Source organism: Embleya sp. NPDC008237 (assembly GCF_042956465.1).
Classification (GTDB): Bacteria; Actinomycetota; Actinomycetes; order Streptomycetales; family Streptomycetaceae; genus Embleya.
In genome coordinates, this window is sequence record NZ_JBIBGL010000002.1 from 343,154 (window position 1) to 365,143 (window position 21,990).

At 74.1% G+C, this 21,990-nt stretch carries 16 protein-coding genes; 13 read left to right on the plus strand and 3 right to left on the minus strand.

Going from position 1 to position 21,990, the window contains the following annotated elements; all coding sequences use genetic code 11:
* Nucleotides 1-92 precede the first annotated feature (92 nt).
* The 6 genes from cbiE (at nt 93) to ACFZBU_RS04715 (ending at nt 10,803) form a co-directional block, all read left to right on the plus strand.
* Nucleotides 93-1,307, plus strand: coding sequence for a precorrin-6y C5,15-methyltransferase (decarboxylating) subunit CbiE (gene cbiE, locus ACFZBU_RS04690; RefSeq protein WP_391582019.1), 1,215 nt, complete (start codon nt 93-95; stop codon nt 1,305-1,307).
* Nucleotides 1,304-1,915 (plus strand): cobalamin biosynthesis protein, encoded by a 612-nt coding sequence (locus ACFZBU_RS04695; RefSeq protein WP_391582020.1) that lies wholly within the window; start codon nt 1,304-1,306, stop codon nt 1,913-1,915. Before cbiE ends, ACFZBU_RS04695 begins: the two co-directional genes overlap by 4 nt.
* A 185-nt stretch (nt 1,916-2,100) precedes the next feature.
* Nucleotides 2,101-3,204 (plus strand): Rv2231c family pyridoxal phosphate-dependent protein CobC, encoded by a 1,104-nt coding sequence (gene cobC, locus ACFZBU_RS04700; RefSeq protein WP_391582021.1) that lies wholly within the window; start codon nt 2,101-2,103, stop codon nt 3,202-3,204.
* Nucleotides 3,201-8,348, plus strand: a complete 5,148-nt coding sequence (cobT, locus tag ACFZBU_RS04705) for a nicotinate-nucleotide--dimethylbenzimidazole phosphoribosyltransferase (protein ID WP_391582022.1) — start codon at nt 3,201-3,203, stop codon at nt 8,346-8,348. The genes cobC and cobT overlap by 4 nt, the downstream gene beginning before the upstream one ends.
* 221 nt (nt 8,349-8,569) lie before the next feature.
* Complete coding sequence (cobA, locus tag ACFZBU_RS04710; RefSeq protein WP_391582023.1) at nt 8,570-9,793, plus strand: uroporphyrinogen-III C-methyltransferase; 1,224 nt, start codon at nt 8,570-8,572, stop codon at nt 9,791-9,793.
* A 206-nt stretch (nt 9,794-9,999) separates the two neighbouring features.
* On the plus strand, nt 10,000-10,803 hold the full coding sequence (locus tag ACFZBU_RS04715) for a TrmH family RNA methyltransferase (RefSeq protein ID WP_391582024.1): 804 nt from the start codon (nt 10,000-10,002) through the stop codon (nt 10,801-10,803).
* Nucleotides 10,804-10,845: 42 nt separating this feature from the next.
* Here the strand turns inward: ACFZBU_RS04715 and ACFZBU_RS04720 are convergent, their stop codons facing one another.
* Complete coding sequence (locus tag ACFZBU_RS04720; RefSeq protein WP_391582025.1) at nt 10,846-11,739, minus strand: hypothetical protein; 894 nt, start codon at nt 11,737-11,739, stop codon at nt 10,846-10,848.
* Nucleotides 11,740-12,151: 412 nt separating this feature from the next.
* On the opposite strand from ACFZBU_RS04720, the gene ACFZBU_RS04725 reads away from it, so the two are divergent.
* Entirely contained in the window at nt 12,152-13,273 is a 1,122-nt protein-coding gene (locus ACFZBU_RS04725; RefSeq protein WP_391582026.1) for a DUF2637 domain-containing protein, read from the plus strand.
* Between the two features lie 230 nt (nt 13,274-13,503).
* Here the strand turns inward: ACFZBU_RS04725 and ACFZBU_RS04730 are convergent, their stop codons facing one another.
* Complete coding sequence (locus ACFZBU_RS04730; RefSeq protein WP_391582027.1) at nt 13,504-15,591, minus strand: protein kinase; 2,088 nt, start codon at nt 15,589-15,591, stop codon at nt 13,504-13,506.
* A 199-nt stretch (nt 15,592-15,790) separates the two neighbouring features.
* Here ACFZBU_RS04730 and ACFZBU_RS04735 point away from each other — a divergent pair, with 199 nt between their 5' ends.
* Nucleotides 15,791-16,018, plus strand: a complete 228-nt coding sequence (locus ACFZBU_RS04735) for a hypothetical protein (protein WP_020548744.1) — start codon at nt 15,791-15,793, stop codon at nt 16,016-16,018.
* Nucleotides 16,019-16,149: 131 nt separating this feature from the next.
* Nucleotides 16,150-16,725 carry a phosphoribosyltransferase family protein gene (locus ACFZBU_RS04740; RefSeq protein ID WP_391582028.1) on the plus strand — a complete coding sequence of 192 codons (576 nt, stop codon included), beginning with the start codon at nt 16,150-16,152 and terminating at the stop codon, nt 16,723-16,725.
* Between the two features lie 47 nt (nt 16,726-16,772).
* Here the strand turns inward: ACFZBU_RS04740 and ACFZBU_RS04745 are convergent, their stop codons facing one another.
* Nucleotides 16,773-17,147: a WhiB family transcriptional regulator gene (locus tag ACFZBU_RS04745; RefSeq protein WP_391582029.1), complete on the minus strand. Its 375-nt coding sequence runs from the start codon at nt 17,145-17,147 to the stop codon at nt 16,773-16,775.
* A gap of 263 nt (nt 17,148-17,410) precedes the next feature.
* On the opposite strand from ACFZBU_RS04745, the gene ACFZBU_RS04750 reads away from it, so the two are divergent.
* The 4 genes from ACFZBU_RS04750 to ACFZBU_RS04765 all read left to right on the plus strand — a co-directional run bounded on the left by ACFZBU_RS04750 (nt 17,411) and on the right by ACFZBU_RS04765 (nt 21,958).
* Nucleotides 17,411-19,300, plus strand: coding sequence for a penicillin-binding transpeptidase domain-containing protein (locus tag ACFZBU_RS04750; RefSeq protein ID WP_391582030.1), 1,890 nt, complete (start codon nt 17,411-17,413; stop codon nt 19,298-19,300).
* Between the two features lie 270 nt (nt 19,301-19,570).
* Nucleotides 19,571-19,801 carry a hypothetical protein gene (locus ACFZBU_RS04755; RefSeq protein WP_391582031.1) on the plus strand — a complete coding sequence of 77 codons (231 nt, stop codon included), beginning with the start codon at nt 19,571-19,573 and terminating at the stop codon, nt 19,799-19,801.
* Between the two features lie 118 nt (nt 19,802-19,919).
* Nucleotides 19,920-20,324, plus strand: coding sequence for a hypothetical protein (locus tag ACFZBU_RS04760; protein WP_391582032.1), 405 nt, complete (start codon nt 19,920-19,922; stop codon nt 20,322-20,324).
* A gap of 221 nt (nt 20,325-20,545) precedes the next feature.
* On the plus strand, nt 20,546-21,958 hold the full coding sequence (locus ACFZBU_RS04765) for a HEAT repeat domain-containing protein (protein ID WP_391582033.1): 1,413 nt from the start codon (nt 20,546-20,548) through the stop codon (nt 21,956-21,958).
* Nucleotides 21,959-21,990 lie beyond the last annotated feature (32 nt).

The window sequence follows — 21,990 nt, forward strand, 5'->3', positions numbered from 1 at the left end:
CGTCGTGTCGGATACGGGCTCCTCTTCGTGGGCGCCGCCGCATGACCACGCGCGGGACCTCCCCCGGGGTTCGGCGCGGTGAGGGGATGGCCATGGCTGATCGGGTGACCGTGATCGGGTACGACGGCGCGCCGCTGTCGGCACCGGCGGTGCAGGCGCTGCGGACGGCGACCCTGGTGGCGGGCCCGGAACGGCTGTTGGCCGCCGTCGCGGTGCCCGAGGGTGCCGAGCGGGTGGTGCTGGGCAACGTGCACGTGGCCGCGCAGCGGATCGGCGCGCATCGCGGCATAGCCGTCGTCCTGGCCGTCGGCGATCCCGGGTTCTTCGGGATCGTGCGGTTGTTGCGCCGGGCCGAATACGGCCTGGAGTTGGAGATCGTGCCCGCGGTGTCCTCGGTGGCGTTGGCGTTCGCCCGGGCCTCGATGCCGTGGGACGACGCGCGGGTGGTCAGCGCGCTGGGCCGGGACGTACGGCGTGCGGCGAACGTGTGCCGGGCGTTCGGCAAGGTCGCGGTGCTCACCGGCCCGGGGGCGGGTCCGGCCGAACTCGCCGCGCTGCTCCCGGATGTGCCGCGCACCTTCGTGGTGTGCGAGCACCTGGGCACCGACCGGGAGGAGATCTCGATGGTCTCCGCCGAGCACGCGATCGAGCACGAGTGGTCCGATGTGGACGTGGTGATCGTGATCGGGCCGGCCCCGCGCGCGGGCGCGGCGGCGGGCTGGCTGGCGGGGGAGCGCCCGGGCTTTCCCGGTCCGGTGCGCGGCTGGGCGGCGGCGGAGGACGTGTACGCGCATCGGGCGGGCGCGATCACCCGGGCCGAGGTGCGCGCGCTGGCGGTGGCCCGGCTCGGGCCGCGGCTGGGCGACCTGGTCTGGGACATCGGCGCGGGCAGCGGTTCGGTGGGTATCGAGTGCGCGCGGCACGGCGCGGCGGTGGTCGCGGTCGAGCAGGACGCGTTCGGGTGCGACCTGATCACCGAGAACGCGGGCCGGTTCGGGGTCGAGGTGCAGGTGGTGCACGGCAAGGCGCCGGAGGTGTTGTCCCGATTGCCGTTGCCGGACGTGGTGTTCGTCGGCGGCGGCGGACCCTCGACGGTGGCCGCGTGCGCGGCGCGCCGGCCGGAGCGGATCGTGGCCGCGATGTCGGAGGTGGATCGGGTGGCCGAGGCGCGCGCGGTGCTGGAGCGCTCGGGATACACCGTGGAGGGTTGTCTGTTGCAGGCCTCGCGGCTTTCGCCGGTCACCGGTGGCGCCCAACGCCTGGAACCGGCGCATCCGGTGTTCGTGGTGTGGGGGGACCGGGCTTGACCGGGGATCGGGTGTCGGGCGGGCGGGTGATCGCCGCCTCGGCGGCGGGAGTTCTCGCGCCGGGTGCTGCGCCGGCGGCCGGCGTACCGGGGACGCAGGGGCTGGATTCGGCCACGTCCGGCCCGGCGTCGCCCGGGCCGGATTTGGTGGTCGGGGTCGGGGCGGCGCGCGGGGTGGGCGCGGAGGAGGTGCGCGCGAGCGTGTGCGCCGTGCTCGCGCGGGCCGGCCTGGCGCGCTCGGCGGTGCTGGCGCTGGTGACCGTGACGGCCCGGGCGAACGAGCCGGGTCTGGTCGCGGGAGCGGCGCTGCTGGGACTGCCGCTGTTCGCGCGCGCGGCGGAGGAACTCGCCGCGGTGCCGGTGCCGCATCCCAGCGAGCGGGTCAGGGCTGCGGTCGGCACGCCGGGCGTGGCCGAGGCCGCCGCGCGGCTGGGGCCGGTACCGGGCCCGTGGTTGGGCGAGTTGCTGGTGGCCAAGACGCGCGGCGTGGGCGCGCGCCCACGCTGTACGGTCGCGGTGGCCCGCCATCGGCCGGCGGGCGGGGGATCGGCCGGCCCGGGACCGGCGGGTGCGGCGGCGAACACGGGGGCGGAACAGGAAACGCCGTGATCGGTCCGGAAATGGGCGGACTCGGCGATGAGGCAGTCGATTTCGCACGGCAAACCGGTCGGGAAGTGCCGGCTCGCGGTCAACGCCGGGACCCCGGCCGTCGGACCGGGCACCATCACCACCATCATGGACACGAACGACACGGGCGGGCAGGGGCACCGGGCAGGGGTACGGGAACCACGGACATGGGCAGTGACGCGATGACGGAACTCGACGGGCCCATTCCCGACGAACGGGACGGCACGCCGGGCGCGGGCGTCGCGCCGGACGTGGACCTGCGCCACCACGGCGACGCGGAGATCGGGCCGGGGCTGGTGGACCTCGCGGTCAACGTCCGGCTCGCGGCCCCGCCGGCGTGGCTCGTGCACCGCCTCACCGCGAGCCTGGGCGACCTGGCCGCCTATCCCGACACGGGCCGGGCCCGGGCCGCCATCGCGGCCCGACACCGGCGCCCGATCGCCGAGGTGTTGCCCACGGCGGGCGCCGCCGAGGCGTTCGTGCTGCTCGCCCGGACCCTGGCCCCGCGACACGCGGTGGTCGTACACCCGCAGTTCACCGAGCCCGAGGCCGCGTTGCGGGCCGCCGGACACACCGTGCACCGGGTACTGCTGGACGAGCGGGACGGCTTCGCCCTCGATCCGGCCCGGATTCCGAACGAGGCCGACCTGGTCGTCCTGGGCAATCCCACCAACCCCACCTCGGTCCTGCACCCGGCGGCCACGATCGCCGCCCTCGCCCGCCCCGGCCGGATCCTGGTGGTCGACGAGGCGTTCGCCGACACCATCCCCGGCGAACCCGAAAGCGTGGCCGACCGGCGCGACCTGCCCGGGCTCGTGGTTGTGCGAAGTCTCACGAAAACCTGGGCGTTGGCCGGACTTCGCATCGGTTACGTCCTGGCTTCCCCGGATCTGGTGCGCATCCTCACGGACGCTCAGCCGTTGTGGTCGGTGTCGACACCGGCGCTGATCGCCGCCGAGGCGTGCTGCACGCCGGAGGCGCTCGCGCAGGCGGAGGCGTTGGCCGTTACGCTCGCGGCTGACCGTTCGTACCTCGTGGAGAGGCTGCGCACGGTTTCGGGGATGCGGCTACCGGTCGTTCCCCGTTCCTCGTTCGTGCTCGCGCGGATCGAGGGGGGCCCAGAGATCCGCGAGCAGCTGAGGGAGCGAGGCTACGCGGTTCGGCGGGCCGACACCTTTCCGGGCCTCGGCCCGGATTGGCTTCGGATCGCGGTGCGGGATCGTGCCACGACGCTGGCCTTCGCGGCTGCCCTGGAAGGAGTAGTTACATGAGCGAAGCCGACGAGCGCCGACCTGCCGGGGAGGGCGTGGGCCCTGCCCCCGCCAGGCACGCCGCCGGCACCGGCCCGGTTGGGGAACCGGCCGGTCCATACCCGTACGACGATCTGGACGACGAGGACTCGCTGTTGATGCCGGGGCCGCAGGCAGGCTGGGCCGACCCGAACGTGCCGGTACCGGCCGCGCCCGGGATGTCCCTGGCCGACCGCATGGCCGCGGCCGGCGACGACGCTTCGGGACAGGTTCCGGTACCGCCGGTCGAGCAGGCGTACGACGCCGTGCCCGGCCCGCAGTCCGGCATGTTCGCCGCGATGATCATCGACGAGCCGGAGCAGCCGGAGACCTATGTCGCGCCGATGACGGCCGGCCAGATCCCGTATCCGCCCGGCCCCATGACGCCGCATCAGGAAGTCCCGCAGCCGGTCCAGGGGTTCGGCCCCGGGGAGTACGGCGCGCCGCAGGGCGTGGCCGAGCCGTATCCGGCACCGGCCCAGGCGGTACCCGCGCAGGGCGGGCCGGCCCAGGCTGCGCCCGCCGCGCCGCCCGTGCAGGCGGTGCCCGTCGTACCGCCGCCCGCCGCGCCGCAGTTCGTGCAGCCGGTCGCCGTGCAGCCGGGCGCCGGGTACGGCTCGGACGTGCCGCAGGGCGCGGCCGGGGGCGAGGTGCCCTCGGGTGCGGCGCCGCATACGGCACCCGGCCCGCAGGCCGGTGCGTTCGTCGAGCAGCCGGGCGTCACCGGCGGTCGGCTGCGCCAGCGTGTGCGCGCGGCGCAGAGCGTGGAGCAGCCGCAGGCCCCGCAGTCGGCGGCCCCGCAGCCGCCGGCCCCCCCGCAGCCGGCCCAGCCGGTCGGCGGGAACCCGGCGGACACCCCGCCGTTCCCGGTCGCCGCCGCCGTGCCGCAGCGCACCACCCTGCCGCCACGGCGGCAGCGACGCGTCGGCCGCGGCCCCGTGCCGCAGCAGACCGGCCCGCACAGTGGCGCACACCCGGTGGGCGACGCGGTGAACACCGGTATTCCGGCCCAGGCGACGCCGATGCAGGCGGTGCCGGTGGTACCGCCGCCGACCGCGCCGCAGCCGGTCGAGCCGGCGCCTGCCGAGCCCGTCGCGGCTGCCGCCCCGGTCGAGCCGGTCGCACCCGCCGCGCCGGTCGCGGAGCAGTCGCCGTCGCCGGTCGCGCCGGTGGCCGAGCCCGAGCGGGGGGTCACCGCGCCGGCCATACCGCAACCGTTGCCGGGTGTGCCGCCGCAGCCCGCGCATCCCAGATTCGTCCAGGCCACGCCGGACGCGGTCGTCGATGCGCTGACCGGGCCGAACGCGGCGGCGCCGAGCACGCCGCCGACCACCGCACCCCCGCCCGCCGCGGGCCCGATCGGCAGCGCGGAGGCGGCCGTTTCGGTGCCGCCGGGCGTGGCCGCAGTGGGTGGGGCCGACCCGGCGGCACAGGCGGTCGCGCCTGCGGCCGCGCCGGGAGCCCAAGCGCCCGTCGACGCCGCGTCGGCGCCGGTTCCGGTCGAGCCCGGTCCGGTCGTGGCCGAGGCCGTGGTCGAACCCGGGCCGCCCGTCGCGGCACAGCAGGACGCCGCCGCATCGTCGGTGCCGGCGGGGCAGGTGCCGCCGGCCGCGACCGCGGTGCCGGAAGGCACCGGAAGCCGGCGACGCAAGCCCGAGAACGGCTCGGCGCCGGCCGATTCGGGTGAGCACGGGGCGATTCCCGCGCAGACGCCGATCGGCCCGGTGCCCCCGCCGGAGCCGGACGCCGCGCAGGTCGCCGAGCCGGCGGCCGAGCCGGTCGCGCCCGTTGCCGAGGTGATCGCGGCGCCGGACGTGCCGCAGGCGAACGCGGGTCCGGCGGTGCCGGATGCGCCGGCGGAGGGTACGCCGGTCGCACCGCCCGTACCGGCGGAGCCCGTTGCGGCCGATGGGCCGTCCAAGGGCTCGAACGCGGCGCCGACCGTGGCCGACGCACCGCCCGTCGGTCCGGCAACCGGGCCGCGGGCCGAGCCCGTTGCGGCCGTGGCGGTCGCGCCGGAGGCCGGCGCCGGCCAGTCGGCCGCCGACAGCGCGGCGGCGGAGCCGGTGGTTCCGGCACAGGGCGTGGTGCCGGCGGTGCCGAGTGCGGCCACCGGAGCGACGGAGTCGAGCGCAACCGCGGCGTCCGTCGAGCCGCCCGCAACCGCGGTGTCCGCCGAGCCGGTTGCCCCGTCGGGGCAGGCTGCTTCGGTCGCGCCTCCGCAGTCGGCCGGGCAGGCCGAGTCGGTCGCGCAGCCCGTCTTGGCGGCGCAACCCGTGCCGCCGGTGGCGAGCGGCCCGACCGCGCCCGCCGCGCAGCCCGGGCCGGTGGCCCAGACCGCGGCCGCGCCGGTCACGACGACCGGGCAGCCCGCATCGGCCGCGCCCGACGAGCAGCCCGCATCGGTCGCGCCGGACGGGGTCGTTCCGACCTCGGGCGAGCAGCCCGTGCCGGCGGCCGAGCAGGTGGGTGCGCCACCCGCCGCGGAGGTTGCCCCCCAGGCGCCTGCGGAGCAGCCCGCCGCAGGCGGCCCCGGCCCGGAGCCCGTCGCCGACGGTGCGCCGGTCGTGGTCGAAGCGGTCGATGCGTCCGTCGCGGCGGCACCCGTCGCCGCCGCGGACGACGCGTCGGCCGAGGCCGCCCCGGCCCCGCTCGAGAACGCGGCGCCCGCCGTCGCCGTCCCGGCCGGAGCGACCACCCGGTCCATCGCGGCGGAACTCCTCGCCGAGGAGATCCCCGCACCGCCGAGCGCCGAGCACCCGGCGCCCGCGACGGCCCCCGAGTCCGTCGCGGTATCCACCGCGACCGGAACCGCGCCGCCTGCCGGCCCGGTCGAGGCCGGATCGGCCGCCGCCGGCCCGGCGGGTCCCCGTACGTCCGAGGAAAGCACCGCCATGCACGGCCCCCAGAGCACGCCCGGCGCCGAGCCCGATCGGCAGCCGCAGCCCGCGGTCGTCGCCGGGAGCGGCGAGATCCCCAGGATTCCGCCGCCGCCGGCCGAGCCGGTCGGCACCGCTTCGGCCGACCCGGCCCAGGGCGGGCAGGCCGACCCGGTCGCGCCCGAGACGCCCGCGCCGGCAGAGCCCGCAGGCGATGCGCCGGCGGACGCGCCGACCGACGGCGACGCGGCGGCCGAGTCCGCCTCGGCGACCGCGGTCACCGTGGTGCTGCCCGCCGCCGAGCGGCCGGTCGCGGTCGAGCCGGCAGCGGCGGCGGCCGATTCCGGGCCGGTGGCCGAGGATTCGACGCCGGAGGCGGTTGCCGCCGCATCCGCCGACGAGCCTCGGGACCCGGCCGCGCCGGAGCCGGGGCAGCGGTCGGAGGCGCAACAACAGTCGGAGTCGGAGCCGGACGCGCAGTCGGAGCCCGAGCCCGAGGTCGAGCGCGGCCCCGCCGCTCCCGGCTACGACGATGCGGCGCGCGAGGCGGTGCATCGGGTGATGCGCGAGCGCCGGGACGTCCGGGCCGGGTTCCGGCCCGACCCGGTGCCGGACGACGTCCTGGTCCGGGTGCTGGAGGCCGCGCACGCGGCGCCCAGCGTCGGCTATTCGCAGCCGTGGGACTTCGTGGTGATCCGCTCCGAGGAGACCCGGGTCACCGTCCAGGAACTGGCCCAGCGGCAGCGTGAGGCGTACGCCACCTCGCTGCCCAAGGCCCGGGCCAAGCAGTTCCTGGAGATCAAGGTCGAGGCGATCCTGGAGACCCCGGTCAACATCGTGGTCACCGTGGACTCCACGCGCGGCGGTCGGCACACCCTGGGCCGGCACACCCAGCCGCAGATGGGCCCCTACTCCAGCGCGCTCGCGGTGGAGAACCTGTGGCTCGCCGCCCGGGCCGAGGGCCTGGGGGTCGGCTGGGTGAGCTTCTTCGACGAGCGCGAGTTGGCCACGGCGCTGGGTCTGCCCGACCACATCGACGTGGTCGCCTACCTGTGCGTCGGCTACGTGGACGCGTTCCCGGACGAGCCGGAGCTGGCCACCTCGGGATGGGCCAGGGCCCGGCCGCTGTCGTGGGTGGTGCACGAGGAGACCTACGGTCGGCGCGGCCTGCCCGGCGAGGAGCCGGTCAGCCTGCTCGACGAGACGCTCCGGTCGGTGCGTCCGCTCGACGCCAAGGCGCTGGGCGCGGCGTGGGAGCACCAGCGCAACATGACCAAGCCGCCCGGCTCGCTGGGCATCCTGGAGACGATCGGCGCGCAGTTGTCCGGCCTGGCCCGGACCTTCCCGCCGCCCGTCCCCGAGCCCGCCGCGGTCGCGGTGTTCGCCGCCGACCACGGGGTGCACGCGCAGGGCGTGTCGCCGTGGCCGCAGGAGGTCACCGCGCAGATGGTGGGCAACTTCCTCGCCGGCGGCGCCGTGGTCAACGCGTTCGCCAAGCAGATCGGCGTCGAGGTGTGCGTCGTGGACGTCGGCGTCGCGACCGAGTTGCCGAACGCGACCGGACTGCTGCCACGTCGGATCCGGCCGGGCACCGCGGACATGACCCAGGGCCCCGCGATGACCCGCGAGGAGGCCATCGCGGCGATCGAGGTCGGCATCGAGACCGCCCGCGACCTGGTCACGGCCGGCAACCGAGGGCTGCTCACCGGCGACATGGGGATCGCGAACACGACCGCGTCCGCCGCGCTGATCTCGGTGTTCACCGGGGTGGAGGTCGCCGAGGTGACCGGTCGCGGGACCGGCATCGACGATGCCACGCACCGGCGCAAGATCGAGGTGGTCAAGGCGGCGCTGGCGCGGCACGAACCCGATCCCGGTGACCCGATCGGCGTACTGGCCGCGATCGGCGGCCTGGAGCACGCGGCGCTCGCCGGGTTCATCATCGGCGCGGCGGCGTTGCGCGTACCGGTCGTGCTCGACGGGGTGATCGCCGGTGCGGCGGCCCTGGTCGCGCAGGCGATCGCGCCGGAGGCCATCCACGCGTGCGTCGCGGGCCACCGTTCGGCCGAACCCGGCCATGCGGCGGCCCTGGCGAAGTTGTCGCTGCGTCCGCTGGTCGAGTTGGAGATGCGGCTCGGCGAGGGCACCGGCGCGGTACTCGCGCTGCCGCTGGTGCAGAGCGCGGTCCGCGTACTGCACGATGTGGCGACGTTCGACTCGGCGGGAGTCAGCGGCAAAACCGACTGATTTCGACCCCCGCCCGCAGCAGCCGAAGGGCACCTCCGCCACGATGGAGTGGCAGAGGTGCCCTTTCCGCGCGGGAAAACCGCCGAGGCGACGGCCGGAGCGACCCCGAAGCGACACCGGGGCCGCGAGCGACCGAGGCCGAAGCGGTATCGATCCGTGCACCGGAAGACCGAGAAACACCGTACGCAGCGCACCCCGCCCCACCCGGAAAAGTGAGAACGATGTCCCGACTCCCTGGTCCTCCCGCCTATCCCGCCGGCCTGCGTCTGGAAGGACGCCGGGTCGTCGTGGTCGGCGCCGGTACGGTCGCCCAGCGCCGACTGCCCGCCCTGCTCGACGCGGGCGCGGACGTGCTCGTGGTCGCCCCCGAGGCGACCCCGGCGGTCGAGGGCATGGCGACCGCCGGCGAGCTGCGGTGGGCGCCGCGCGCCTACGCGCCCGGTGACCTGGACGGCGCGTGGTACGCGCTGGCCGCAACCGACGTGGCCGAGGTCAACGAGGCGGTGGCCGCCGACGCCGAGGCGCTGCGGGTGTTCTGCGTGCGCTGTGACGACGCGTCGCACGCCAGCGCATGGACGCCGGCGAGCGGCCGGCACGACGGCCTGACCGTGGCGGTGCTGGCGGGCGGTGACCCGCGGCGGGCGGCGGGCGTGCGCGATCGCATCGTCGAGGGCCTGCACGACGGCTCACTGGCCGCCCGGGGGGAGCGCCCGGTCGGCGCGCTGCCCGGAGTGGCCCTGGTCGGCGGCGGCCCCGGCGACCCGGACCTGATCACCGTGCGCGGGCGGCGACTGCTCGCCGAGGCCGACGTGGTGATCGCCGACCGGCTGGGCCCGCGCGCGCTGCTGGGCGAGCTGCCGCCGCACGTCGAGGTGATCGACGCGGCGAAGATCCCGTACGGGCGGGCGATGGCCCAGGAGGCGATCAACGACGCGATGATCGAGCACGCCAAGGCGGGCCGGTTCGTGGTCCGGCTCAAGGGCGGCGACAACTACGTCTTCGGCCGCGGCTTCGAGGAGGCGCTCGCATGCGCCGAGGCGGGCGTGCCGTGCCAGGTGGTGCCCGGCATCACGAGCGCGATCTCGGTGCCCGCGATAGCCGGCATCCCGGTGACCCACCGGGGTGTGGCGCACGAGTTCGCCGTGGTGTCCGGGCATGTCGCGCCCGAGGACCCGCGCTCGCTCGTGGACTGGGCGGCGCTGGCCCGCTTGCGCGGGACGCTGGTGTTGCTGATGGCCGTGGAGCGGCTCGGGCCGATCACCTCGGCGCTGCTGGCGCACGGGCGCGTGGGGACGACTCCGGTGGCGGTGATCCAGGAGGGCACGATGGCCACCCAGCGGGTGCTTCGTACTTCGTTGTCCGCGGCGGCACAGGACGTGGTCGCGGCGGGGATCAGGCCGCCGGCGATCGTCGTGATCGGCGACGTGGTGGCGCTCACCGACTGACGCACACGGGTTGCCGCCCCGAGCCGGGACCGGGTCGGCTGCCTCGCGTGCCCTCGGACTCCGGGCCGACTGCCGGAACGCATCCGGCGGTCGGCCCGGTGGTCCGCAAGTGTCGGACGGGTTGTCGGGAGGCCGGCTCCGGGTGAGTTCCGCGTCCCTTGGATGCCCACGCCGATGCGACCCGACCCGGCTGGGACACTGGGGCCGTGCCCGTGATCACGCTCGACGACCCCGCCGACCCGCGCCTCGTCGACTACACCGACCTGACCGACGTGGAACTGCGCCGCCGCCGCGAACCGGCCGAGGGGCTGTTCATGGCGGAGGGCGAGAAGGTGATCCGCCGCGCGCTCGCGGCGGGCTACCCGATGCGCTCCATGCTGCTGTCCCAGCGCTGGATCGAGACCATGACGGATGTGATCGAGGCCGCCGCCGCGCCGGTGTACGTGGGCAGCCCCGAGGTGGTCGAGCGGGTGACCGGCTATCAGGTCCATCGCGGGGCGCTCGCCTCGATGGGCCGCAAGCCGTTGCCGGCGGCTGCGGACGTGGTGGCCGGCGCGCGCCGGGTCGCGGTCCTGGAGGGGGTGAACGACCACACCAACGTGGGCGCGATCTTCCGCGGCGCGGCTGCCCTGGGCATGGACGCCGTGCTGTTGTCGCCGGATTGTGCGGATCCGCTGTACCGGCGTTCGGTCAAGGTCTCGATGGGTGCCGTGTTCTCGGTGCCCTACGCCCGGCTGGAGCCGTGGCCGGGCGGGCTGGACGTGCTGCGCGGCGCCGGTCTGACACTGCTCGCGATGACTCCCGCCGAGGGATCGGTGGCGCTGCACGAACTGCCGCCGGCGGACCTGGACCGGTGTGCGCTGATGCTCGGCGCCGAGGGGCCCGGCCTGACCGCGAAGGCGCTCGCCGCGGCCGATCGACTCGTGCGGATCCCGATGTCGCACGGGGTCGACTCGCTGAATGTGGGCGCCGCGGCGGCGGTCGCCTTCTACGCGGTGAGCTACGGCTGAGCCGCGGCCCCGGACGGGTCGGCCGGCGCGCCGGGCGCGGCTTCATTCGTCGGCGGGGATGTTCGCCAGGCGCTCGAACGAGGACGCGCCGGAGCGCTCGATCTCGTTGATCGAACGGGTCTGGTAGAGCGCCGGCCGACGCCGGACGCGCCGCCCGCGCATGCGCCGTTCGCGGATCTCGGTGCCCCGGACCCAGATGTGCCGGCGGATGAGGTCGCCCTCGTGGGGGCCCGGGCCGGTGCCTCGGTCCGGCGGTACCGGCAGCGCCTGGATCTCGCGGCGCGCGGTGCGCGCGGCGCTGACCCGGCGCCGGTAGTCGTGGAAGACCTGGAACTCGTAGTGGTGCAGGTACTCGTAGGCCATCGGCGCCTCGACGGACACCGCCAGGCTCGCGATCGACACCGCGTCGCGCAGCAGCGCCCCGGTGGTTCCGGGCAGTACCAACAGGCCGTCGTGCACCGCGTGGTACGGCTTCCGCTTGTGCCGGCGCTCGCGTTCCCAGTCCCAGGGCGGCTCCGGATGCTCGCGCTGCCAGGTCGCGCGGTCGGCGAGCGCGGTGGTCAGCCCGTGGGTCTGCCAACGGACGGTGCCGTCCGGCGGGCCCAGTGCGGGCAACAACCGGCGCAACCCGCGTGCGGCACGGCCGCCGAACGGGGTGCGCTCGGTCGCGAACAGCACGATCGGCAGCGAGGGTTCGGCCTCGAAGGGGGTCGGGTCCAGGAACCGCCGGTCGATCACCACGAGGGTGTTCTCGTGCCGGTCGTAGGCCAGGCCCCACAGGAGTCGGGCGAACAGGCGTGCCCCGGCCTGGTCGGACAACACGTGCCAGCAGTCGTGGAAGTGGTTGACGGCGAACCGGGTCGTGGTGGACGGTCGCAATGTGATCAGCGTGTAGGGCCGTTCGTCCAGGTAGGCAACGGTCCGATGCAGTTTCATCCGATCACTCGCGTCCGGATTCACACCTGAACGTGAGCGTTTGCGCGGTTGGTTGGTAGTGATCCGCTTCCCTCTTTCTTGCGTTTCTTGGGACATTTCTTCCGATCTCTCGGAATTGAGCGGTAGGACCTTCCCTGATTTCTCCCACGACATGCCGATCGTGTCATGCCAATTTCGATCGAATGTGATCTTGGACTAGCGTGTGCGCGGAAGTGCAGTACGGTCGAGCGTCGCCCTAATTGGCGCAGTGGCCTGTTGGGGTCGCACAGGCGGCCGAAAAAGTGGTTGTGCAGGGGAATGTCCTGTCACCCACACGCGGGATATTCGGTGGATTCGACCCGCACCAGGCGAAATTCCGCCAGTATGGGGCGCCGCGCAATCGGATCAGGAACGGGAAGCGAGGCAAAGCTCGTTGGAGATCATGGGTGTACCCCTGGCCTGGGCCCTCGTCGGCTTGGCGGAACTGGTCGCCCTTATGGCGCTTGTGGCGTATCTGGTCGTCCGACGCCGCAAGGTCGACGCGACGGATACCGGGGAAGGATCCGACAGCTGGGAGCGTGAGCAGGACCGCCGGCGGCGCAAGGAACTGATGTACGGCGTCGCCTCGTACACCCTGCTGTTCGTCTGTGCCGGTGTCGCGGCCGCGCTGTCGTTCCACGGCCTGGTCGGCTTCGGCCGGGAGAACCTCGGGTTGGGCAACGGCTGGGAATACCTGGTGCCGTTCGGGCTCGACGGGGCGGCGATGTTCTGCTCCGTGCTCGCGGTGCGCGAGGCCAGCCACGGTGACGCGGCGCTCGGTTCGCGGATACTGGTCTGGACGTTCGCGGGTGCCTCGGCCTGGTTCAACTGGGTGCACGCGCCGCGCGGCGACATGCACGCCGGTGCGCCGCAGTTCTTCGCCGGCATGTCGCTCTCCGCGGCCGTCCTGTTCGACCGCGCGCTCAAGCAGACCCGTCGGGCCGCGTTGCGCGAACAGGGCCTGGTTCCCCGTCCGTTGCCGCAGATTCGGATCGTGCGATGGCTGCGTGCCCCGCACGAGACGTTCAACGCGTGGTCGCTCATGCTGCTCGAAGGCGTGCGCACCCTCGACGAGGCCGTCGAGGAGGTCCGCGAGGACAAGCGGGCCAAGCAGGACGATCGCGAGCGTCGACGGATCGACGGCAAGCGGGAGCGGGCGCAGCTCAAGGCGCTCAGTCGCGGTGAGGGCGGTGGCGGACACTTCGGCCGCCGCGGCGCCGCGCGTCAGGAAATGGCTGCTCTGCCGGGAGGTGGCGGCTCCGAAGCACTCTCGGAGCCTGCTATAGCCGGAAACGACGTTTCCGGCCACGGCGGCCCAGCCGACTCGAACAACCCTTCCGGCCGTCCGGCTCTTGCCCCCTCCGCGCGAGCGAGCGAACTCCCGGCGGCGACTGCCGGCACCGGTGGCGAGCGGCGTGACGTCATCGACCTCACCGCCGAGGACGACACCATGACGCTGCCCCGGCTCGACTCGCTGGAGCGCAAACTGAAGGACCTGGAGCGCCAGTTCGGCTGAGCCCGGACAGCGCGACCCGACGAGATGTGATCCGATACGAGAGGGGGCACCCGGCTTCGGCCGGGTGCCCCCTCTCGTTTCTGGTGTGCGTCGTGCGTGCGGGTCGCCTCCTCGCGCGGCGGCCTCGGGTGGTGCCCGGTGCGAACGTGGGCGTCGGTCCGGCCGGCGACACCGTGTGTGCGGCGCTGCCCGTTCGGACCCGGACACCGTGTGTGCGGGGTCTGCCCGGCTCAGACCCCGGCCGGGACCAGGACGCCGTCGGGGCCGACCACGTAGCGGGTGCTCACGTCGGCGATGTCCACATAGGACTGGATGCGCACGATCGCGCCCTCGGCCACCGTCCACCGGGTGGCCACCGCCTGCGGGTCGGCGGCTGCGGCCAGCGCCGCCACCGCGATCGGCGTGCCGTCGGCGAACCGGTAGAGCTCGACCAGGTGGGTCGGCGGCCCGCCCGCACCGGGGGAGCGGGTGAGCACCACGACCGCGGCCGGTGCGCCGTCCAGGCTTGCCGGGAGCACGTCGCCGAGGGTGATCCGGTCGCTGCCGACCACCGCCGAGCCGTCGGCGAGGGTGACGGTGGCGCCGCCGGCGGAGGGGTCCGCGTAGGTGCGGTCGGACCAGTCGGCGATCGGGATCGAGCCGTGCGCCGGACCGATCCGGAACGCGCCGGGGCCCGGCGGCTGCGGAGCGGGCTGGGCGACGGTCGAGGTCTTGGCGTCGTCTCCGTCGTCCCCGCCGTCGTTCTGGAACGCGGCGATGGCGAAGGCGGCGATGGCGGTCACCACGACGAAGACGATCAACTGCTGGATCAGCAAACGCCGTCGGTCCTCGGGCCGGCGTCGGCGGGGCGTGCCGCCGGCGACGGCCCCGGCGCGCGAACGCGGCCCGTGATCGACCCGGCCGGCCCGCTTGGGGTCCGGGCGATCGGCGCGGTCCGCACGCTCCTGCCGGTCCGGCACGGCGCCGCGCGCCGGTTCGTTGCGCTCGGCACGCTCGTTGCGTTCACCTCGTTCGCCGCGTTCACCGCGGGGGAGGTCGTGCCGCCCGGAGTCGTGCCGTCCCCCGTCGTGGCGTGCGTCGTGCCGCCCGGCCTCGGTCCGGCCGGGCTCGTGCCGCACCGGTTCCGCCCGCCCGGCCTCCACCGCCCGCCCGTCGTGCCCGCGCCCCTCGTGCGCCCGCGCGTCCGGCCGCCCGCCGTCGGGCCGGGTCGACTCGTGCCGGCTCGACTCGGGTCGGCTCGTCGAACGCCCCTCGACCGGCACCCGACCCGACTCCGCCCGGCCGGACTCGGCCCGGCTCACCGAGGATCGGTCGGCGCGGGTGTCCTCGCCCCGGCGCGCGCCGTCCCGGCGGGCCGCTTCACGCCTGGCCCGGTCCCGCTCGCGCGTCGGGGACGCGGCCGTCGGGCCGCCGTCGGGCCGGCCCGCGGCCGAGGTCGAACCCGCGACGGCCGCGGCCGGTGTCGCCGCCGACCCGCGGCCCGATGTACCGCGTTCCGCCTCGCGTTGGCGGGCGATCGCGGCCAGCCGTTCGCGTACCTGTTCGGCGGACGGTCGCATCCGGGGGTCCTTGGACAGGCAGGCCGAGATCAACGGCACCACCTGCTCGGGCACACCCTCCAGATCCGGCTCCTCGTGCACGACGCGGTACAGCAGCGCATCCACCGGCCCGGACCCGAACGGCGGTGCTCCGCGGCCCGCGTAGGCCAGCGTGACGCCGAGCGCGAATATGTCGGTGGCCGGCGTCACGGTCTGCCCGCGGACCTGCTCGGGGGCCAGAAATCCCGGTGAGCCGACCGCGGTTCCGGTCACGGTCAGGGTGCCGGCGCCGTCCGCGTAGGCGATGCCGAAGTCGATGATCTGCGGCCCGTCGGGGGACAGCAGGATGTTGGACGGCTTCACGTCGCGGTGCACGACGCCGACCGCGTGCACGGACACCAGACCGTCGGCCACCGCCGAGCCGACCCGGGCCAGGTCCAGACAGCCCAGCGGGCCGCGCTCGCCGACTCGGCGCTGCAGCGAGGGGCCGGGCACGTAGACCGTGGCCAGCCACGGGCGGTCGGCGCTCGCGTCGGCGTCCACCAGCGCGGCGGTGCGATTGCCGCGGACCATCCGGGCGGCGTCCACCTCGCGGGCGAACCGCGAGCGGAACTCCGGGTTTCCGGCCAGCTCTTGGCGGATCAGCTTGAGCGCGACGCGGTTTCCGTGCCGGTCCACGCCGAGGTAGACCACACCCATGCCGCCGGCGCCGAGACGACGCAGCAACCGATAGGAACCGACGATGCGCGGATCCTGCCGTCGCAGCCGCACCATCGTCATGTGTGCCCGATCCCCTCGCGTGGTGCCGTCGTCCGGGTGTCGTGTGCCCGAATCCCCTGTGTGCGACACACGTTAGAGGAACCCCGGTGCCCGACGCGGTAAGGCGCCCCGGAGTCGGGGCCGGACCACCCCCATCGGGGAGACGGTCGATGTCGGACCTGTGGGAGAAGATGGGGGTAATCGGTCGAAGGGGGCGCAGATGAAGGGCGATCGGGTCGAGATAGTGGTCGACGCGGGCGACAGCACCAAGACCTACGAGATGACCGCGACGCGTGCGGGACGCCGGCTGGATGTCGCGGTTCGGCGCGGTGTCGTCGAGGTGAGCGAACTGACCCGGACGGGCACCGTGGTGCGCACCGCGCGCTTCATGGCCAGTCGGGTACTCGCGCTGGTCGAACAGCCGTTGGACCGTCCCGGCGCGGACTGACCGCGGGCCCGGGGGGCCGGTCGAGTGCGGGCCGCCCGGGGCGGGTTCGCGGATCGTGCCCGCCCGCACCGGTAGCGTGTCCGGTCGAGATCCGGACGTGCCGGTGCGGGAACGAAACGGGGTGCACCGAGGTGACGAGTCGTCAGGGCAGCGTGGAGGCCATCGCGCGGCGACTCGCGGACGCGTTCACCTGGCAGGAGACCCCGTGGGGCACCTTCGCCGACGTCTCCGGCTGGTGGCACGATCCCGAGGTGCTCGCCATGCTCGGTCCCGGCCTCGGCGCGCTGCACGCGGATGCGCGGCCCACGCTGATCGTCGGCATCGAGACGCGCGGTCTGGTCCTGGGGCCGATCACGGCGCTGCACCTGGGCGTCGGCTTCGTCGAGATCCGCAAGGATCGGCGCATCGTCGGCGACGGCCGACGGCCCGGCGACGACCCCATGCTGCGCGCCGCCACCCCGCCCGAATACCAGGACGGCGGCCTCACGTTGGCGGTCCCGAGCCGGCTGTTCCGACCGGGCGATCGAGTGCTCCTGGTCGACGAGTGGATCGAGACCGGTGCGCAGGCCGGCGCCGTGCGGCGGATGGTCACCGAGGCCGGCGCCGAATGGATCGGCGCGGCGGTCGTGGTGGACGCGTGCGCGCCGCACGTGCGAGCCCGACTGGGCGTGCGCGGGCTGCTCGGCGAGGACGACCTGCCGGCCTGACCCCGGATCCGGCCGCACCGGCGCGGGCCTCGCGCCCCCCGGTGCGGTCAGGCGGCCGTCGTGGTTTTCTCCCGCTCGTGTTCGTGCTCGTGCCGGTGCTCGTGTTCCTGTTCCTGTTCGCGCAGCAGTGCGGCGCGTTCGGTCTCGCCCAGACCCGCCCACACACCTCGGCGTTCCGGGACCGACATCGCGTGCTCGTGGCAGCGCCGCCGCACCGGGCAGGAGATGCAGACCTTCTTGGCGACCCGCTCGCGCGCCCGGCGCTCGCCGGGCCGCTCCTGGTCGTCACCGAAGAAGAGCCCGGCGTCCAGGCCCCTGCATGCCGCGTCCTCCTGCCACCCGTAACGCGGTGGTGTCGGTATGGCGATCCGTGTGGTCCCCATCGCCCCGTTCTCCTCCTGCTCGACGGTGCCAACGGTCAACTCGGGGTCCCCGACCCGGCAGACCCTCATGCTCCTACCGACGCACCGCATGGGGGACCGGTTTCCTCCGACCGCGAATTCGGCTCCCGTTCGCCCAGGGTTGAGGGCGATCCCTCACCCGAGGCGTTACGGGCACCTCAACAACCAGGTCACAAGTCGGTCGTACGGCTGCCCGATGGCCGACGCCCGCCGGCGGTCCGGGTAGCGTGACCGAAGACCTCCGGCGGGCTGCCGGGGGTTCGTGGACGTTCGGGAGGAATCTGGTGGGCAGCAAGATGCGGCGGATCCCGTCGGCCGTACCGTTGGCGTTGTCCGTTGTCGTGGTGGCCGCGCTGACGTCGTGCAGCGGCGGCGACGAGAAGAAGGACACGTCCGAGACGACGGCCAGGAGCTTCCTGACCGCGTGGCAGAACGGCGATCTGCCCAAGGCCGCGTCCCTCACGGACAACCCCACCACGGCACAGCAGGGCCTGGACACGACGGGCAAGCAGCTGGGCATCGTCAAGGCCGAGTACAAGCCCGGTACGTACACCAAGGGCAAGGACAAGGCCCCCGCGACGCTCACCTACAACGCGACGCTGACCCTCAAGGGCGTGACCGACCCGGTCAAGATCGAGTCGACCGTCCCGGTGGTCACCACGAACGGCAAGACCGTCGTGCACTGGACCCAGACCATCGTGCACCCCCAACTCGCCGACACCGGCAAGATCAAGCGTGATCGCACGCTGCCCAAGCGCGGCGACATCCTGGACCGCTCGGGCAAGTCGCTGGCCACCGCGACGCCGGTGGTGGCGCTGTCCCTGTGGCCGGCCAAGATCACCAACCCGGACGCGCTGTACGCCGCGCTCGCCGATCCGCTGTTCGACCTGGACATTCCCAAGCTCAAGTCCCGGGTCGCGGCGGCGGATCCGAACCAGTCGCTGGCGCTGGTGACCCTGCGCAAGGACAAGTGGGACGGCAACGGTCAGCTCAAGCTGGCCGGCCTGGGCGGCATACAGATCAAGGAGAGCACGCAGCAGACCAGCGACGTGGCGAAGCAGATCGTCGGCACGGTCGGCTCCGGCGACAACGCGGACCTGCTCAAGAACGCCGATCCGAGCGCGTCCTCCGCGGACCCGGTGGGCGCCTCCGGCCTGCAGTACCGCTACGAGAAGAAGTTGGCCGGCACCGCAGCCCTGAAGATCAGCATCGTGGACGCCGCCGGCGCGGAGAAGACGACCCTGGTCGACATCAAGGGCAAGCCGTCCGAGCCGCTGAAGACCACCCTGGACCCGAGCACCCAGAAGCGGGCCGAGGAGGCGCTCAAGGCGGTCAGCGGCGGCAACAACGCCTCGATCGTGGTGCTCGACGCCAAGACCGGCGGCATCCTGGGCGCCGCGAACACCCCCGCGAACGGCGACAACCGCGCCTTCACCGGTCGGTACCCACCGGGCTCGACCTTCAAGACGGTCTCCTCCGGGGCGCTGCTGCGGGCCGGCCTCAAGCCGACCGACAAGGTGCCGTGCGAGAACACGCTCGTGGTCAACGGACAGACGTTCAAGAACTACGACGGTCTCCAGCCGATGCCCAACGCGCTCTTCCAGGAGGACTTCGCGCAGTCCTGCAACACGGCGTTCATCGGCAACCGTTCGAAGATCGAGAACGACACGCTGAACAAGCTGGCGGGCGAGCAGTTCGGGATCGGCGCCAAGTGGGACGTGGGCACGGTGACCTTCGACGGTTCGGTGCCCCCGGCCAACAGCGAGAACGACAAGGCCGCGTCGATGATCGGCCAGGGCCGGGTGCTGGCCAGTCCGCTGGTGATGGCCTCGGTCGCCGCGACGATCGCCTCCGGCAAGTTCAACCAGCCCGTGCTCGCGCCGGACGACGTGCCCGGTCGGGTGCCCTCGCACGACCTGGACCCGGCGATCGCCGGTCAGCTGAAGTCGCTGATGCAGGGCGTGGTGGCCAACGGCTCCGGCAAGATGCTCCAGGGCATCCCGGGCACCGTGGGCGCCAAGACCGGTACCGCCGAGTTCGACGAGAAGGGCGAGACCCTCACGCACGGCTGGATGATCGCGTTCAAGGACGACGTCGCGATCGCGGTTCTGGTGGAGAAGGGCAAGTCCGGCGGCTCGGCGGCGGGACCGGTGGTGAAGGCCTTCTTCGGCTGACCCACCCGTGACCGCGGGCGGTGTCGAGCCGTTCGCCCCACCGGGGCGGCGACCGCACCGACCCGCCGGGGGAGTTCCCCCACACGATCGACGACACGGCCCCGGCGCGCGATCCGCCCCGGGGCCGTGTCGTGTGTTCGGGGCGCGCCTCGTGCGCTCCCCTACGCCTCCACAGACACCTGGACACGGTCCGTAGGCGATGCGAGCGTGAGTGGTGACCGGCAATGACAACGGCGATCGTTTTCGCTCTCTTCGAAGGGAGTCGACGTCATGTCGAACAATGTCACCCTGGTGGCCCGGGTTCCGGTGCTGCCCTCCGCCGACGCGGATCGTCCGATCGAGTTGAGATTCGGTCCGCACACCGACGCCGAAGGCCGCCCCACCGACGAGTGGACGGTCGAACGACTGACCGCGGAACAAGCGGTGAACCTGGTCGAGGACCTGGCCGCGATGCTCGGCCTGAGCGTGGTCGCCCCGGCCGAGCTTCGGGTGGTGTCCTGACGCATCGCACCCCCAGCCCGTCCCACTCGCGTGGCGCCCGTGCGCCGTACGGGTGGGACGCGTGCGTGCACGGGCGCTTTCGGGCCGGCGGGCCGTCGCCGCGCCGCACAATGGCCGCGTGAGCAGCAAGACCGCAGCACTACCGACATCGACCGCCGGTGGCGAGTCGCCCACCCGCGCGCCGGAATCCGCCGGCCGTCGTGAGCCGCCCTTCGGCCCGGTCGGCGAGCGACGCAAGGAGGCGGACCCGCACCCGAGCGGTCCGCGAGTACGGATGCTCCTCCCGGACGGACAACACCTGGAGGTCACCCTGGTGAGCTGGCACCAGTACCGGGACGGCAGTTGGCGCGCCCGCGTGCGCTGGCCCGTCTGGGGGGCGTACGGCTTCGCCGCCGACGTGCAGACCAGGGCCTGGGCGATGGAGTCCTTCGTGCCGGCGAGCATGCTGGGCCCGGTCGACGGCCAGGACTACGGCACCGTGCGACGCGATCGACCACGCGTGCAGGTGCCCAAACAGCAGTGAGCCGGGCCGGGGCGAGCACCCGGGGGCGTGCGCCGGTCGCGGGAGCCCGCGGGGCGGGCCGCGACCGGGCACACCCGCGCGGCGTCCGGGCGAACGCGGACGGTACAGTTCATAGCTTCCGGTGACGAAACAGCAACACGGTTTCCCCGAAACAACGGGCAACGGGTACATGTGTCCTAAATCCTGTTGCTCCAGGGTTGCCGGCCACCGATGCTTGCGGCATGTTCGATCCGGTCATCACCTCGCATGACGCCCTCCTTGGCCTGCTTCGCAGCGGCCACGGTCAGGGCGCCCGGCGGGCCCTCGTCGCCGACCGCGTCGCTGTGCTCGACGCGCTCGACGGCTGTGTGGTCCGCGATCCCCGTGCCGTTCCGGCCACCGAGTCGCGGTCGCTGTACTACGCACGCCTGTACGCGGACCTCGACGCCGGTCTCGACGGCCTCGCCCGACATCTCCTGTGCGACGACGACTGGACGGACGAGGACGCGGACCGCACCGCGCTCCCGCTCGCCGTCCTGGGCACCCTCGCCCGACTCGGCCGCGCCGACGCGATCGCGCTGCTGCGCGAGTACGTCGAGGAGGGCCGCGACTGGCCGGAGGCGCTGGACCGGCTCGCCGCGATCGGCCACGACGCGGCCCTGGCCGGTCTGCTGGAGGTGGTCCTGGACCGCGGCGAGGACGACGAACTCTACGACTGCGTCAAGCGCTCCACCGGGATGCGCCCATGGCGGGTCTGGGCAGCCGAGGACGAGCGGGTGCGCGCGGTCGTCGAACAGGTCGACCTGGACTGGTGGCGCTGGGAGCTGACCCGCTCGGTCAAGACGCCGACCGGGCCGACCGCGCCCGCGCAGACCGTCGACCAGGTGCTCGCCGAGGCCGCCGAAGGCCCCCGACAATCGCTCGCGTGCGGACGACGGCTGAGCGCGGTCGCCGGGCCCGAGCACCGCGGCGCGATCCTGGCCGCCGCCTGGGCCGGGCCGGACGGCGCCAGAGCCGCCGCGCTGAGATACCTCGGCGAACAGGGCGACGGCGCACTCCTGGACCTGGCCGAGGGGGCGCTCGCGCCGGACGCGCCGGCCGTGGTGCGGCTTGCCGCCGCGCAGGCCGTCGGCGGGCTGCGCAGCCCGGCCGCGGTCGCCCGGGCCCGCGGCTGGGCCGCCCGCGAGGACCTGCTCGGCGAGGTCGCGGTGCGGATACTTGCCGGCGCCGGGGAAACCGTCGACGGACCGATTCTGCTGGACGCGCTGCGCACCCGGGTGGCCGCGTCGACGCGCGCCGGCGACCCGATCGTCGACCAGGCCGAGCACTTCCGCCTGTGCGACCTGGTCACCGGGATAGGGCGGCTGGCCCTGGTCGACGCGCTCGACCTGGTCAAGGGCGTCTACCAGGAGGCCGCCTCCGCCGGCCTGCGCGCCTGCGCGGTGCAGACCCTGGCCCGGATAGAGCCCTCGTTCGCCGCCGAAACGGCCGTGGAAGCCCTGTGGGACTGCCAGGCCGACACCCGATTGATCGCCGCGCGCCACGTGGACGCGCGCCGCCCCGAGGCCGTGACGCGACTGCGCCGACTCGCGGGCGACCCGGCCGAGCACGACGACGTGCGCACCGCCGCCCTGGCCAGACTGAGCGAGATGTAGCCGCTCGCCCGCCGACCCGCGCCCCGTTCGGC